The sequence below is a fragment of the Streptomyces nodosus genome, assembly GCF_008704995.1.
Lineage (GTDB): Bacteria > Actinomycetota > Actinomycetes > Streptomycetales > Streptomycetaceae > Streptomyces > Streptomyces nodosus.
Genome location: NZ_CP023747.1, coordinates 391916 through 405348, shown reverse-complemented (window position 1 = coordinate 405348; position 13433 = coordinate 391916). Strand labels below are relative to the sequence as shown.

At 68.2% G+C, this 13433-nt stretch carries 14 protein-coding genes and 1 pseudogene; 10 read left to right on the top strand and 5 right to left on the bottom strand.

The features are described 5' to 3' along the window. Positions 1–90: 90 nt before the first annotated feature. Positions 91–339, top strand: coding sequence for a hypothetical protein (locus CP978_RS02110; RefSeq protein ID WP_043437067.1), 249 nt, complete (start codon positions 91–93; stop codon positions 337–339). 174 nt (positions 340–513) lie between these two features. Here the strand turns inward: CP978_RS02110 and CP978_RS35180 are convergent, their stop codons facing one another. Next, entirely contained in the window at positions 514–699 is a 186-nt protein-coding gene (locus CP978_RS35180) for a hypothetical protein (RefSeq protein ID WP_144401422.1), read from the bottom strand. A gap of 228 nt (positions 700–927) precedes the next feature. On the opposite strand from CP978_RS35180, the gene CP978_RS02105 reads away from it, so the two are divergent. From CP978_RS02105 to CP978_RS02080, 6 genes are all read left to right on the top strand, one after another. Next, positions 928–1721, top strand: a protein-coding gene (locus CP978_RS02105; protein WP_227745601.1) for an IS5 family transposase whose coding sequence is annotated in 2 segments (ribosomal slippage) — positions 928–1260 and positions 1263–1721 — 792 coding nt in all. Because the reading frame shifts where the segments join, the coding sequence is not laid out codon by codon here. Between the two features lie 942 nt (positions 1722–2663). Beyond that, complete coding sequence (locus CP978_RS36030) at positions 2664–2834, top strand: transposase (protein WP_265104023.1); 171 nt, start codon at positions 2664–2666, stop codon at positions 2832–2834. Positions 2835–2990: 156 nt separating this feature from the next. Then, on the top strand, positions 2991–3683 hold the full coding sequence (locus CP978_RS35435; RefSeq protein ID WP_052453938.1) for a transposase: 693 nt from the start codon (positions 2991–2993) through the stop codon (positions 3681–3683). A gap of 96 nt (positions 3684–3779) precedes the next feature. Continuing rightward, a complete protein-coding gene (locus CP978_RS02095; RefSeq protein WP_144401421.1) occupies positions 3780–4256 on the top strand; it encodes a hypothetical protein in 477 nt (158 codons plus the stop codon). A 1120-nt stretch (positions 4257–5376) separates the two neighbouring features. After that, the gene (locus CP978_RS02085) at positions 5377–6069 is read left to right on the top strand and encodes an alanyl-tRNA editing protein (RefSeq protein ID WP_043437055.1); all 693 of its coding nucleotides are present in this window, start codon (positions 5377–5379) and stop codon (positions 6067–6069) included. Then, positions 6066–6638: a helix-turn-helix domain-containing protein gene (locus CP978_RS02080; protein WP_043437052.1), complete on the top strand. Its 573-nt coding sequence runs from the start codon at positions 6066–6068 to the stop codon at positions 6636–6638. Before CP978_RS02085 ends, CP978_RS02080 begins: the two co-directional genes overlap by 4 nt. 210 nt (positions 6639–6848) lie before the next feature. Here CP978_RS02080 and CP978_RS02075 read toward each other — a convergent pair. Next, positions 6849–7933, bottom strand: a pseudogene (locus CP978_RS02075) (transposase). Positions 7934–8082: 149 nt separating this feature from the next. On the opposite strand from CP978_RS02075, the gene CP978_RS02070 reads away from it, so the two are divergent. Next, entirely contained in the window at positions 8083–8721 is a 639-nt protein-coding gene (locus CP978_RS02070; RefSeq protein WP_043437050.1) for a LysE family translocator, read from the top strand. 531 nt (positions 8722–9252) lie between these two features. Here CP978_RS02070 and CP978_RS35430 read toward each other — a convergent pair. The 3 genes from CP978_RS35430 to CP978_RS02050 all read right to left on the bottom strand — a co-directional run bounded on the left by CP978_RS35430 (position 9253) and on the right by CP978_RS02050 (position 11881). Continuing rightward, on the bottom strand, positions 9253–9711 hold the full coding sequence (locus CP978_RS35430) for a hypothetical protein (protein WP_227745293.1): 459 nt from the start codon (positions 9709–9711) through the stop codon (positions 9253–9255). A 355-nt stretch (positions 9712–10066) separates the two neighbouring features. Next, entirely contained in the window at positions 10067–11278 is a 1212-nt protein-coding gene (locus tag CP978_RS02055) for an alginate lyase family protein (RefSeq protein ID WP_043437047.1), read from the bottom strand. A 330-nt stretch (positions 11279–11608) separates the two neighbouring features. After that, positions 11609–11881: a DUF7701 domain-containing protein gene (locus tag CP978_RS02050; RefSeq protein WP_221501063.1), complete on the bottom strand. Its 273-nt coding sequence runs from the start codon at positions 11879–11881 to the stop codon at positions 11609–11611. 162 nt (positions 11882–12043) lie between these two features. Here CP978_RS02050 and CP978_RS02045 point away from each other — a divergent pair, with 162 nt between their 5' ends. Together CP978_RS02045 and CP978_RS02040 are read left to right on the top strand one after the other, a co-directional pair. Continuing rightward, positions 12044–12427 (top strand): BlaI/MecI/CopY family transcriptional regulator, encoded by a 384-nt coding sequence (locus CP978_RS02045; protein ID WP_043437043.1) that lies wholly within the window; start codon positions 12044–12046, stop codon positions 12425–12427. Continuing rightward, positions 12424–13422: a M56 family metallopeptidase gene (locus CP978_RS02040; RefSeq protein WP_052453934.1), complete on the top strand. Its 999-nt coding sequence runs from the start codon at positions 12424–12426 to the stop codon at positions 13420–13422. The genes CP978_RS02045 and CP978_RS02040 overlap by 4 nt, the downstream gene beginning before the upstream one ends. Positions 13423–13433: the final 11 nt, after the last annotated feature.

Below are 13433 nucleotides of genomic sequence, written 5' to 3'. Positions count from 1 at the left end.
CAGACAAGGGCTCTTGTCTAAGCCTGGCCAGCGCCGGTTCGACTCCGGAACGGCGGCGCTCCCCGATCTCCAAACAGGGAGGTGTCGCGCATGGCCAACGGCACCCTCTACAACGGCACCCAGGCCGCCGAACTCGCCACCCGATGGCGCCGCATGCTCAGCGCCGACGCTGCCGCTGTCACCCGCTCCGCCGTCTGCAAGTGGCGCGCCCGCGGCCATCTCCCCGTCGCGGGTCTCGACGAAAACGGTCGCCCGCTGTACGCCCTCGCCGACCTTGCCCAAGCCGAGAAAGCCACCCGCGGCCGCGCTCTGCGCCTGGTCGGCATCGGCACCCAGTAACCCCCGCTGCCCGACGAGGGCGCAGCGGGCCCACAGACCACCTGTGGCAGGGTGGCGGGGAGGACGCCGCCCGGATGCCTGACCATCCGGGCGGCACCCCCAACCTCACCCCTCAGGGCAGAGCTTCTGTCCCGCGTCCAGCCACTCCCCGTACGCGCCCGCATCCTTCATGTCTCACAACAAGAGGCCCGCGTTGCCCTTCACGAACCCCAGCCGCGCGATTGTCCCCGTCAACAGGTAGTTCTCACCGTCCGCCGCGGCGAGGTACTCACCCCCGTTGAGCGCATCGCTGCACGCCATCACCACATCGCTGGTCCTCCACGGCCAGCCCTTGCCCCACGACGCCCGCGTAGCGATCACACTCCCATTGCCCTGCCTCACCGTGTGCCCCGGGAACAACGCAGACCCCGCGGCCGCCGTACGCGACGGCGACGGCCTCGGCGCGTGGCTGGGCGGCGCCTCCGTAGGAGTCGGCTTCGGCTTCGACGTTTCCACCGTCGGCGTCGGTGTCGGTGCGGACGGGGACGTCGCCGGCGGCTCAGACGTCGTCTCATTTGGGGTGATCGGTAGTCTGGGCTTGTGCTGATCGTGGAGCGCTTGGTGCCGGACGAGTTGTACGACCTCTTCCAGCGTGTGGTGCCTCCCGTCCCCACACGCCCACAGGGCGGGGGTCGGCGACGGCACGGTGACCGTGAGGTCCTCGCGGCGATCATCTTCGTCGCCACGACGGGTTGCACCTGGCGGCAGTTGCCGCCGGTCTTCGGCCCGTCGGGACCGACCGCGCACCGGCGTTTCACCGAGTGGTCCGCGGCTCGGGTGTGGGCCAAGCTGCACCGGCTGGTCCTCGACGAGTTGGGCTCACGCGGCGACTTGGACTGGTCCCGTTGCGCGATCGACTCGGTGAACATGCGGGCCCTGAAAGGGGGGAGCTGACAGGTCCGAATCCTGTAGACCGAGGCAAGAAGGGCTCGAAGATCCACTTGAACGCCGAGCGGACCGGATTGCCCCTGTCCATCGGCATCTCCGGTGCGAACCTCCACGACAGCCAGGCGCTCGAGCCCCTCGTACGCGGGATCCCGCCGATCCGCTCCCGCCGCGGCCCGCGCAGGCGACGGCCCGCCAAGCTCCACGCGGACAAGGGGTACGACTACGACCACCTGCGCCGATGGCTCCGCATGCGCGGTATCCGGCACCGCATCGCCCGCAGAGGCATCGAGTCCTCCACACGACTCGGCCGGCACCGTTGGACGATCGAACGCACCATGTCCTGGCTCGCCGGCTGCCGTCGCCTGCACCGCCGCTACGAGCGCAAAGCGGAGCACTTCCTGGCCTTCACCGCGATCGCCTGCACCCTCATTTGCTACCGCAGACTCACCAAATGAGACGACTTCTAACTCGACCATCGTCGGACAAGGGGGAATAAGGCGCCCGCCCGTCCGCATTCCTGTCAGGGGAAGCAGCCGGGCGGGCTCCGCGGGCCACACGCTTGCGGCCGCCGCGGACCACGGTCCACACCTGTGCACCACTCCGGCCCAGGACACCCGCGAAACGTCACCCGATCGAGGGCGGGGCCAAAACAACTCGGCGCAGTGGGGCCAAAACTGGGGTCTGGCACAAGTTCCGTGAGCCAGTCACCCGTTGTAGTTGTTGATCTTCTTTCAGTGGGTGTGGGAATCGCCTTGAAATCGTCCCTCGTGCGGGTGGCACGGCCGACATTCGCTGGCTGTGAACGAGGTGTTGTCCTGGGAGTTGTTGTTCCCGTCGGTCCCCGGGGTCGCCGTCGTGGCTGTAGACGTGCATGGGGCGAGGTGATACGCGTCGAGGCCGGTGCACGCCCGCGGGGCCGCCTGTTCCGACTGCGCCCACTGGACGGAACGGGTCCACAGCTCCTACGTGCGGTTTCCGGCAGATCTGCCTGCTGCCGTCCGATGGGCACAGCTCGCGTTGCGGGTTCGGTGATTCTTCTGCACGGCCTCGGCCTGCGGCCGACGGACGTTCGTGGAGCAGGCGTCGGGACTGACCCGCCGCCACGGCCGGGTCACCGAGCGGCTGCGCCGGGCGATGAGTGAGATCGGGCTGGCCCTGGCGGGCCGGGCCGGTGCCCGCCTCGCGCGGGTCATGGGCATGGCGACCAGCCGCACCACGCTGCTGCGGCGGGTGATGGACCTGCCCGACCCGGCAGCGACGCAGCCCCGCGCCGTCGGCGTGGACGACTTCGCGCTCCGGCGCGGCCACGTCTACGGAACGGTCGTGATCGACGCCGAGACCCACCAGGTCCTCGACCTGCTGCCCGAGCGTGACGCCGCCACCCTCCCCCGTGGCTCGTGGCCCACCCCGAAATCGAGGTCATCTGCCCCGACCGCGCCGGCGCCTATGCCGAGGCCGCCGACACCGCCGCCCCCCAGGCCCTGCAGGTCGCCGACCGATTCCATCTCTGGCAGAACCTTGCCTCTGCGGTCGAGAAGACCGTCGCTGACCATCGCTCCTGCCTGTGAGACCTGCCGCCGCTCACCCCAGAACCCGAGCCCGTATGGGAGACGCCCGCCGGGGCGGCACCCGGTCACGAGGCCGAGCTGGATGACCCGACCGGCAAGTTCGCCGAACGGGCCCGCGCCCACCACGCCCTTGTCCACGACCTCCTCGCCCAGGGCATGAGTCTGCGGGGCGTTGCCCACTACCTGGGCTGGGGACGGCACACCGTGCAGAGATACGCCCGCGCCGCCCGCTGGCAAGATCTGGTCACGGGCCGCAAGCGACAACTCCCCAGCAAAATACACCCGTTCAAGACCTACCTGGCCCACCGCTGGGCCGAGACCGAAGGGAACATGACCGTTCTCGATCTCCACCGGGAGATCATTGAACGTGGATTCCACGGCCGCTCCTCCACCGTGCGCGACTGGATCCGGCGCGACCTGCCGCAGCGGGAAGGCTTCAGACCCGCACCGCCACCGCCGTCGGTTCGGCAGGTGACCGGCTGGCTCACCCGCCACCCCGCCACCCTGACCGAAGAGGAGAATCTGCACCGCACGGCCGTGCTCGACCGCTGCCCGGAACTTGCGTCTGCCGCAGAGCTGACCAGCTCGTTTGCAGAGATGCTCACCACTCTCAGCGGTGACTGCCTGCCCGACTGGATCACCGAGGCCATGGGCACCAACCTGGCTGGCATCGGCAGCTTCGCCTCCGGACTGAACAACGATCTCGACGCGGTGACCGCAGGGCTGACCACTGACTGGAACTCCGGCCCGGTCGAAGGAGCAGCCAATCGGATCATGATGCTCAAGCGCCAGATGTTCGGCCGCGCCGGTTTCAACCTGCTACGCAAGCGCGTATTGCTGGCCACCTGATCAACCGCCCGGCTCACGGTGATAGGACTTCCCTCTACAGAAAGATGATGAGGGGGTGACAGCGTGGACGCAGTAGTAGCGGTCAGCCTGATCCGCATGGCCGCTGCAGACTTGACCATGGCCCCCTGGCAGCGCCCCTCGGACGCTTATCTGGTCCAGTTGGGCCTGGACGCCCTGATGGCCGACATCGAGGCTCCCTCGCTTCCCCTGCTGGCTGGACTCGCGCGCGGTGAGTACCCCCAGGCCCGCGAGCTGTTCGACCTTGTGCTGGAAGAGTCGGGTCTGCTGCCGCTGGCCTCGGAAGATCTTGCCAAGGCGCGATGGACCGCGGCCCGCTGGTGGGCCGACCAGATCGTGGCGTGCCAGCTCGATCCCGTACAGGGAGCCAAGCTGATCTATCAGGAGTCTGCAGCCGAACTCGACTACCCCGACGCGCTGCAACCCATCGTTGATCTGGCGAGAGCACTCGACCTACGGAACGATCAACTGGACCAGCAGCGCATCCGCGACCAGGTCACCGCCTCGGCGCGAGACTTTCTCGCCACAGAAACGCACCAGAACCACAGCCTTTGAACTACGTCGCATGACCCACCGTGACCGGTTCATGGAAAGTGAGCCAGAACCCAAAACTGCCCGGCGAAAACACTATAGGACGTCAAATCTCACCATCGGCGGAGTGGTCGACGTATATGCATGGGCGCCCTGTGCTCGGCCGGAGCGACTCGATGCGCGCCTGCGCGGACGACAGCTCGCTTGCGCCCACACGACCTGGAAGACCATCAAGGTCGGCCGCTCCTGAGCAGGTCTGCCGCGTGAGACGGCTCCGGTGAGGGCGAGCACGCATTGCTCCGCCCTCACCGCCCGTTCCGGGTCGTGACGGGTGAGGACGACGGGCGCCAGGCCGGCGGTGGTGGACGGTGGCATGGTGGTGCCGGGCCGAGCGGTGGTCCGCGCCCCGGCGCTCGGCGAATCGGCCCCGGAGCGTACTGGCCTGAGTCGCGGGCGGGAACACGGCACTGCCGTTGCCGCGTAGGCGGGGCCGCGTAATCTGACGGAGCGTGCTGCCGAATGCGGCTGGAGAACCATGGCGGGCCCACTCCTTGGACGTTCAGACGACTGTGCCGGCAGTCTCGCGGCGACGTCGGGAAGCTGCCGGGAAAAGGTCGAAGGCGCGCTGACCCAGAGCCTCGACCTCGTGGCGCGCGAGAACGCCCGAGTCCTGGAGACTCCGGATGTCTGCGGCCCATGCTGTCCTCGTTCGAGCAGGGCACTTCGGCATCGCCGCCGTAGACGAGGTGGTCACGCGGCACCATGGTCACTGCCGAGGCCAGGTTGGCGTCGGTGCCGGTCGCGGCGGTGTCGAGGTAGAGCCTCGCGAGGTCGGCGCGGATCTCTTCAGCGGTGATGCCCAGGGGGTTGGGCGCCCAGGATTCCGCGCCGAGCAGCCCGAGCCGGCTGGAGAGCGCCGGCAGTGAGCCGCCGTAGTGGGCGAGGACAACCTTGAACAGGACCGCTTCACGGCGGTCGAGTTCCTCCCACCCCGGCGCCAGACCTGGATCCCCGAGCGGCATGCCCGCTCGCGGCCGCGCGGCGTGTGCGGGACCCCGCGAACTGGCACTTGAGCTTCAAGTCGGCGATCGTTCGTTATAGTGAACCTACAGTTCATTCATTCAGCTTTCCTGGTGAGGGTGTCATGCAGGTTTCCGCCTACTACGCAGATACGTATGAGGCACAGGCCCAGACCCGAGTGGCCGCCATAGGCGAGCGTGACGGCGCACCGTGGGTGGCGGTCGAGCACTGTCTGTTTCATCCGCAGGGCGGCGGGCAGCCCGCCGACCGTGGGTGGGTGGACGGCCACGAGATCACCCCCGTACGCGATCACGACTCCGGGCTCGTCGTGGCCATGGCCTGCAGCGGAGACACGCTGCCTGAACTTTCGCTGGGACAGCCGGTCGAGGTCCGCATCGACCTGCCGCTGCGTACCGCGCATGCCGCGCTGCACACGGCCGGCCACCTGATCGAGGCGGCCGGACGGGCCCAGGGCTGGGTCCTGGCCGCGAACAACCACTTCCCCGGCCAGGCACGGATCGAGTTCACCGCGCCGACGCCCGACGCCCGCCTGGACACCCCCGAGGGCCGGGAGGAGGCCACCGAGGCGCTCCGAGTCGAGGTTGCCGAGGCCATCGCGCAGGATTGGCCGGTGACCTGGGAGAACGATGCCGAGGGGCGGCGCATCGTGCATCTGTCCGATCTGCACTCGGCGCCGTGCGGGGGGACCCACGTGCGCAGTCTCGGCGACCTCGCCGACGTCGTGCTGCCGACGCTGAAGGTCAAGAAGGGGCGGATCCGCGTCTCCTACAGTGCCGCCCACCGGGAGAAGTCATGACACCGCCGGGGGAGCGCCGGCCTGCCAGCAGCACCGCGATCGCGGTCGGCGCGCAGATCCGCCGGCGGCGGGAACAGCGCGGCATGAGCAGTGCCGAGCTGGCCCGCCGGGCGGGCCTGAGCAAAGCGACGCTTTCGCAGCTGGAGGCCGGGCGGGGCAACCCGACCATCGAGACCCTCGACGCCCTCGCGATCGCCCTGCGCATCCCACTGACCGACCTCCTCGCCCGCGACATCGACCCGGGACCGGTGTTCGTGCCCGGCACCGACCTGGCCGACGGAGAAGTGGGACGCGAACTGCTGCGCCGCATCAGCAGCGGCAACAGCCTGGAGATCTGGCGGCTGCGCATGCCCCCCGGCACCCATCTGGACGGCGTGCCGCACGCCACCGGCACCATCGAGCACCTGCTCGTCTCGTCCGGCCACCTCACCGCCGGACCCACCGACGCCCCCACCGACCTGCACCCCGGTGACCTGCTCGCCTTCGCCGGAGACGCCCCGCACATCTACCGCACCGGCCCCGAAGCGGCCGATGTCACCGTCGTCATCGCCTCCCCCATCATCAGCTGAAAGACACCCCTGAACATGAGCACCACCGCCCCACCCCGTGCCCGGCACCCAGCGAATATTCGGCTCCTAGGAGCGCGTCTCAGTAACCGGCAACTGACCGGGTGGTCGTGATCGGCGGGACCGCTCGCGGTCGCTGGCCGGTGTCCCGCGGCGATCGGTGGCCGGTCCTGCCGGTCTGGAGATCGGCCCGGACAGGGCCGGTGGCGCCGGTCAGGCAATCGCCGCGGCGAGTCCTGCGGTTCCGGCGTGCCGGAAGGCTTTGCGAAAGTCGTGGCAGGCGGCCAGCAGCCGCCACTCTCCTCGGGCTCCGTCCTCGCCGCGCGGGAGAAGCCGGCGGCCGTTCTGGCAGGTCATGATCTGGCCGAAGACGGGTTTGACGATGGCTTTGCGGCGGCGGTAGGCGGCCTTGCCGGGCTTGGTCCGCAGTTTGCGGGCCAAGCACTCCTTGAGGGTGGCTCTGACGGGGATGCGTCCGCGGGGTGCGGGCGAGTCCTGTTCGTCGTGGCCGAGTAGGCCGGTGACCATGAACGTGACGGTGCCGCAGGCGAGTTGGCGCTCTTGAGCGGCCTCCAGATTGGTCTCGGAGCAGTAGCCGGCGTCGACGAGGGCCTGCTGGGGGTGGGCGCCGGTGTTCTGCGCGGACTGGTCGAGCATCGGCGTGTAGTTCAGTGCGTCCGAGGCGTTGGTGGTGATGTCGGCGGCTGTGATGACCTGGTACTTTTCGTCGACGACGGCTTAGGCGTTGTATGCCTGGATGTAGGCGCCGTCGCTGTTCTTCATGATCCGCGAGTCGGGGTCGGTGAAGTTGGCCCGGGCCTTCGGCTTGGGCCGGGCCTTGACTGCTGCATGCTCGCCCGCCTCGGCGACGGCTTGCTCGTCGCTGATCCCAACGCGCTCCTGGCGGCGGCGTTCCTTGTCCTCGGCGTGAGCACGGGCCTTGTCTGCGGCCTCAGCCTCTATCTGCGCGCGAGCGGCCTGCAGCCTGGCCAGGCGCTTCTCACGCCGGTCCAGCTCGGCGGGCAGGTCGGCCTCTTTGCCGTCCACGCCGAACCGGGCATCTTCGGCCTTATCGACCGCTTCGGCGTCGTCCAGCAGCGACCGGGCCGTGGTCTCCAGGGCGGCGATCTCCGGTTCCTGGCCGCCGACCAATCAGTCAGGATCGGCGACAGGTCGAGCACCTCGTCGACCAGGTCGGCTACCAACCAGGCCAGATGGTCCTCGGGCAGCCAGTCGTCCAGCGGCGGCGGCAGCAGCAGGACCTGGTGCGGGTCGAACGCCCGGAACGTCTTGTCCACCGCCGCCGGACGAACCTCGGCTGCTTCTTCCCGGTCGGCTCGATCTCGAACAGTCCATCCCGATCACGCATACCGAGACCATCCCGCACGAATGATCACCATACCCACCAGGGTTGTCGCGTACTGACCTCCGCTCCTAACCTGACGGCATGTTGGGTATCGGGCACTTCTGGGCTTTCCTCGCCGTGGTCGCTGTGTTGATCGCTGTTCCGGGGCCGAGCGTGGTGTTCGTGGTCGGGCGCGGGGTGGCGCTTGGACGCCGGGCGGCGCTGGCCACGGCGGTCGGCAACAACGGCGGGGTGCTGATCCAGGCCGTCTTGGTGGCCTTCGGGTTGGGAACCGTGGTCGCGCAGTCGATCGTGGTGTTTTCGGTGCTGAAGTTGGCGGGCGCGCTGTATCTGGTCCACCTCGGCGTCCAGACGTGGCGGCATCGCGGGAAACTGGCCGTTACGGACGTGCAGCAGCGGCCACCCGCGAACGTGCGGCGCATCGTCCGGCAGGGTTTCGTTGTCGGGGTGAGTAACCCGAAGGGCTTCCTGATCTTCTCGGCGGTGCTGCCCCAGTTCGTCAACCGCTCGGCGGGGCAGGTGACGCTGCAACTTCTGATCCTCGGCATCGTCTGCGCCGCTGTCGCTCTGGTTTCCGACTCGGCCTGGGGGCTCCTCGCTGGGACGGCGCGTGGCTGGTTCCGCGGGTCGCCCCGCCGCCTGTCCGCGATTGGCACAGCGTCCGGGGCGGTGATGGTCGGCCTCGGCGTCCGTCTGGCTCTCACCGGGAATGAGGTGTGACAACGCACCCGGTTCTCGAAACGTTGTGCAGGTCGCCGGTTACTGAGACACGCTCCTAGCCTGAGAACGTTCAGACCGTCACCGCCGCGCCCGCCGACCAAGACCCGCCACGACCGCGCCGAACGCCACACGAGCCGTGTTTATGCCCGCTTCGCCGAGACCGTCGATCGCGACATCGAAGTCTCGCCCGTCTCCACCAGGTTCGTGGCCAACGCCCTGAGCCTGGCCGCCCTCACCTCGCCCTGGGGCAGCATGCTGTGCCACCGCGACAGCCGCATCACACCGATGAGTGCGGCGCCCCGGAGTTCTTCACCAGCGGGGCCCGGCCAAGCTCGTCTCAGGCGCGGCAGGCGCGAGTCGGTGAGGAGTTCGCCGTCGGCGCCGCCCCACGGGTCTTCTCCCGTTCCCCGGCGAGATGGCGCACCAGGTCGCCGACGCCCGACGTCCTCTGCGCCAGGTGTCCACGTGCAACGTGAGTCCCCTACCGCGCCGGCGCGGTAGGGGACTCAGTGATCTTGCTTGACTCGGCGCCTACTGGCCCACCGTAAGCGACCAGCGGACAGATGACGGCGCGGTCACGGACACAACGCCCTGCTCTCTGGGCTGCTTGAGATGCAGTTCGTTGTATGTGGTGTTGACCTTGCTCGCCACGCACTCCAATGGGAAGCGGAGCCCCATCGGTCGAACCTCGACCGTCAGAGTGCCCTTGCCCTGACAGTTCACCAACACGGACAGTGGCTGGGCGGTGATGTGCCCCAGTTCAAGTTCGCCATTACCCTTGACGGATGCTGCTTGAGCCAAGGCGACCCCAGACGGCAGCTTGGGGGGATTGGTGACACTTTCTCCCGCGATGTGTTCAGTCTGACCGGAGCTCGTCCCTGATGCCGCGGACATCGTCGTAGCAGGCGCGGCGCTTCTGTCGGCGCTGTCCGCCTGATTGCTTCCTGAGCAGCCAGTGAGCGCGAAGCCGCCCAGAACCGTGCAGATCACAACGAAACTCGAGCGATGGGGCGATCGGGCAGTTGTGGGCATCAACCCTCCCAGAGGTACCAGCCGACTGAGCTTCGCGGACACGTTCACGTCGAACTTGCCGTCGTTCTTGGCGAGCAGCGTGCCAGCGTGCTGACGCTCACCTGCCAGCCGGCCGAGACGCTGACCCCGCCTTCACCGGTCACTTCTGAGGTGAAGGTGGAAGTGGCGGTTCGGGACGTGCCGTTGTAACTCGACGACGTGGGACCAACCCGCTCATGGTACTTGCTGCCCTGAGTCTGCGATGCGTAGTAGCCGTCCGGCGGGCCGCAACAGTCGCTCTCCCGTCAATCCTTGGGGGGCCGGAGTCATGGCGTCAGTTCGGGTTGTCGCCGTGGGTGAGGGTCTCCCAGGCCACGAACAGGTTGTTACTGCCGGCCGGGCGCTGCTGCTGGGTCAGCGTCTGGGTGTTGCTCATGGCGATGCCGAGGCGGTTGTGCAAGGCGTTGTAGCCGACCTCGGTGACCGGGCCGAGACCCAGGTTGAGGCTGCCACCGCACAGCCAGCTGGGGACGGCCGTGCCCAACTGGTACTTGGACTGGAAGCCGAGCGCCTGCCGCAGCCGTTCGCCGACGTCGGTTCCGTAGAGGTCCTGGCCCTGGATGCGGCTGGTCTCGGCGACATGAGAGATCGCGGAGATGCCGTAGCCGGTGTGGGTGAAGTCCCGGCAGGTCTCCTGGGTAAGGCCGGTGACGAAGGTGGACTGCCCCTGCCAGTAGGAGACGATCTTGGCGGTGGTGTCCAGGTTCTGACTGGGCACGGTCTTGGGCATCGAGCCGTCGGAGTCCAGGTAGACATAGGCAGCCGTGCGGGTGCGGAACTTGGCCATCGCGGTGTCGTAGGACGTCTTGTCCTCCAGGAAGACGGAGATGCCGACGGCGGCCTCCATCATCGACAGCTCCCAATTGCCGTTGGAGTTGGAGCCCTTGATCACGACGGGGAGGTAGACGTTGCGCAGCATGGTGGCGAAGCGGCCGGAGTTCGCCCAGGCGCCCGTGTACGTGTACTTGATGATCTCGGCGGCCTTGGGCCAGGAAGAGCCGGCCCAGCCGGTCTGGAGGGGCGCGTTGCTGTTGGTGTGACTGGTGATCGTGCCGGACCAGGCGTCCATGATCTGGATCGCCTTCTGGGCGTAGCGTGAGTCCCGAGTCATGTACCAGGCAAGTGCGTCGGTGTATGCGGCGATCGCGTCTTCGCGCTCGTCGGTACAGCCGTAGTTGGGGTCGGAGTACGAGCCGCACTCCACGGTCGCCCGGGGCTTGGGAGTCCGGTTCAGGTCGGCGTACTTGCTCGCGATCATCTGGTCGTAAGCGCCCTTCCAGGGCTGGGCGCCGGCATTGACCTTGGTGCGCGCGAAGTCCAACTGAGCCTGGGAGACGGTGACTCCGGGGTGCGCGAACTTTGCGGGTGCTGCCTGGGCCTGGTTCGCGACGGGGCGCAGGATCACGGTGGCGCCCACCAGCACAGTGGTGAGCAGGACAAGCAGCGTGAGGCGGGGGAGGCGACGGCGAATGAGGGGGGTTGTCATGCGAAGGCAATCCGTTCTCGTACGGGAACGATGAACGCTTACATGAACACTTACATTGGTCCGGACCATAAACACAGGGCAGGTACGCGTCAAGAGGCCGGGCAAACGCAGCCGCCGCCTACTCCTGCTGTTCCTCTTCCTCGACCGCGTCGATCTGGACTCTCGTCCAAGTGGCATCCGGCGCTGCGGGCGCTGCGTCAGGCGGCCCGGAACCGTCGGGGGTCCGTGGGTGAGCTGTTCCCCGTTTCCCTGTGCATGGAGTGGGGGGTTCTTCACTCAACGTGCCCGCCGACTGCCGTTGTTCAGGACGAAGACCCCCGTCTGTGGCTGTCAGCCACGGGAGCGGGCCGCTTGGCGAGCCGCCTCGCGGATGGCCTCGGCGTACGGCGCGTCCGCGGCGAGCGTCTCCGGGCTGAGGTCGGCGCAGGGGACCAGGCCGTCGTGCGAGCTGTCGATCGTCTGCATCCACGCGGACCACGCGTCGTGGACGTCCTCCTCGGAGACCTGTTCCCCCTTGGCTTTCAGCAGCACCGCGTGGAGTCGGAACAAGTCGTCGGACTCCGCGGGAGGTTTGGCGCCCGGAGGCAGGCAGGACCGGATCAGATCAGCGAAGTGCGCGGCTGACCCCGGCGGCCCTATCGGGTCCGGCCGTACCGCAGCGAACCTCCGCCCCGGTACCGAGGCTCATGGAGGCCGGGCGGACGGCCGACAGCCGGTCCCGTCTACGCTTCTCTGGACCTGACGTGGATAGGGAGACACGGAGAAGTGCCAAGTGAACGTCGTGATGAGCGGCGACAGCACGGCGAGCTTGTCGCTGATGTGCTGGCTGTGTTGTGGGAGTCCGATGAGCCGATGACGGCGCAGCAGGTGAACGCCGCGCTCGACAGGGGGCTGGCCAGGACAACGGTGGCCACCATCCTGAGCCGGCTCTACGAGAAGGGCACGCTGCGCCGGGTTCCGGTGCTACGCGGTTTCGCCTACGAGCCGATGGAGGACGCTGCTGGGCTCGTGGCGAGCCGGATGCGCCGTGAGTTGGAGAGCGACCCTCGGCGGGATCTGGTTCTGAAGCGATTTGTGTCGTCCTTGTCGGAGAGCGACGAGGAAACGCTGCGGAGTCTTCTTCGTGAGGCTGAGGACGGCCCTGAGTGACGTACGCGCTGATGATGGTCGTTCTGGCCCTCGCTTTCCCGTGGGGCGGGGCGGCGATCGCTAGACGCCTCGCTCGTGTGCTCCCTCCTCGCTGGGCGTGCCGGGTGCTGACGGGCGCGGCAGTCCTCCTGGCCGGCGGCACGGTCGCCGCGTTGGTCGCCCTGTTTCATGTGCCCTTCCTTGCCTCGCTGGAGCAACTGTCTTTGAGACAGGTGCTGGAGGTGTGGCCGGCGGCTGTCCCGTTCGCCTGTGTGGCCGGTGCGGTGATGTCGGTGCAACTGGTGTTGCTGGTGTGGCGATGGGTTCAGCACCGTTCGCTGCTCAAGCGCGCTTGGCTGTCGGCGGACGAGGGCACGGGGGACGGGGACGTGCTGGTGGTCCCGGGAAGCGATGTGGATGCTTTCGCGCTTCCCCCTTACCGGGGGCGCAGCGGCCGGGTCGTGGTGACGTCTGGGATGGTGCGGTCGCTGGGGGAAGGCGAGCGTGAGGTCCTCCTGGCGCACGAGCGGGCGCACCTGGCAGGACGGCATCATGTGCTCTCGGCGGTGGCCGATCTTGCTGTAGTGGTGCACCCTGCGCTTCGGAGCCTGCGGGAGGCATTGATCTTCCACTTGGAGCGGTGGGCGGATGAGGACGCGGCCAGGGCCGTGGGGAATCGGCGGGTAGCGGCTGCGGCTATCGCCCGGGCGGCGCTGGCCGGGGCGTCTCACGGGCGTGCCGCCGGATACCCGCTGCTGTCGGCGATGAGCGGGCCGGTGCCGCAGCGCGTCGAGGCTCTCCTTCTGCCTGAGCCGGCGGCTCCCCACGGTGGTGCCCGGCGCGCGGGTGTCACTGCGCTGGCGGGGACGGTGGTCGTCGCGGCGGTGGCGGCTCTCGCGCTGGCGTACGGGCTGCACGAGTACGTGGAGTACGCGGCACGGCATCTGATCGGCGCACCTGAGCGCTCGAGTTTCTGGGACGCGTTGTACGGGTTGCTGGGGACCGGTGCTTCCTAGTGTTCGTGGCC

Excerpts from the sequence above, each read along its gene's own strand:
- CP978_RS35435 (WP_052453938.1), top strand. The coding sequence starts at position 2,991 with ATGAGTCTGCGGGGCGTTGCCCACTACCTGGGCTGGGGACGGCACACC.
- CP978_RS02085 (WP_043437055.1), top strand. The coding sequence starts at position 5,377 with ATGCAGGTTTCCGCCTACTACGCAGATACGTATGAGGCACAGGCCCAG.
- CP978_RS02080 (WP_043437052.1), top strand. The coding sequence starts at position 6,066 with ATGACACCGCCGGGGGAGCGCCGGCCTGCCAGCAGCACCGCGATCGCG.
- CP978_RS02055 (WP_043437047.1), bottom strand. The coding sequence starts at position 11,278 with ATGACAACCCCCCTCATTCGCCGTCGCCTCCCCCGCCTCACGCTGCTT.
- CP978_RS02110 (WP_043437067.1), top strand. The coding sequence starts at position 91 with ATGGCCAACGGCACCCTCTACAACGGCACCCAGGCCGCCGAACTCGCC.
- CP978_RS02070 (WP_043437050.1), top strand. The coding sequence starts at position 8,083 with ATGTTGGGTATCGGGCACTTCTGGGCTTTCCTCGCCGTGGTCGCTGTG.
- CP978_RS02095 (WP_144401421.1), top strand. The coding sequence starts at position 3,780 with ATGGCCGCTGCAGACTTGACCATGGCCCCCTGGCAGCGCCCCTCGGAC.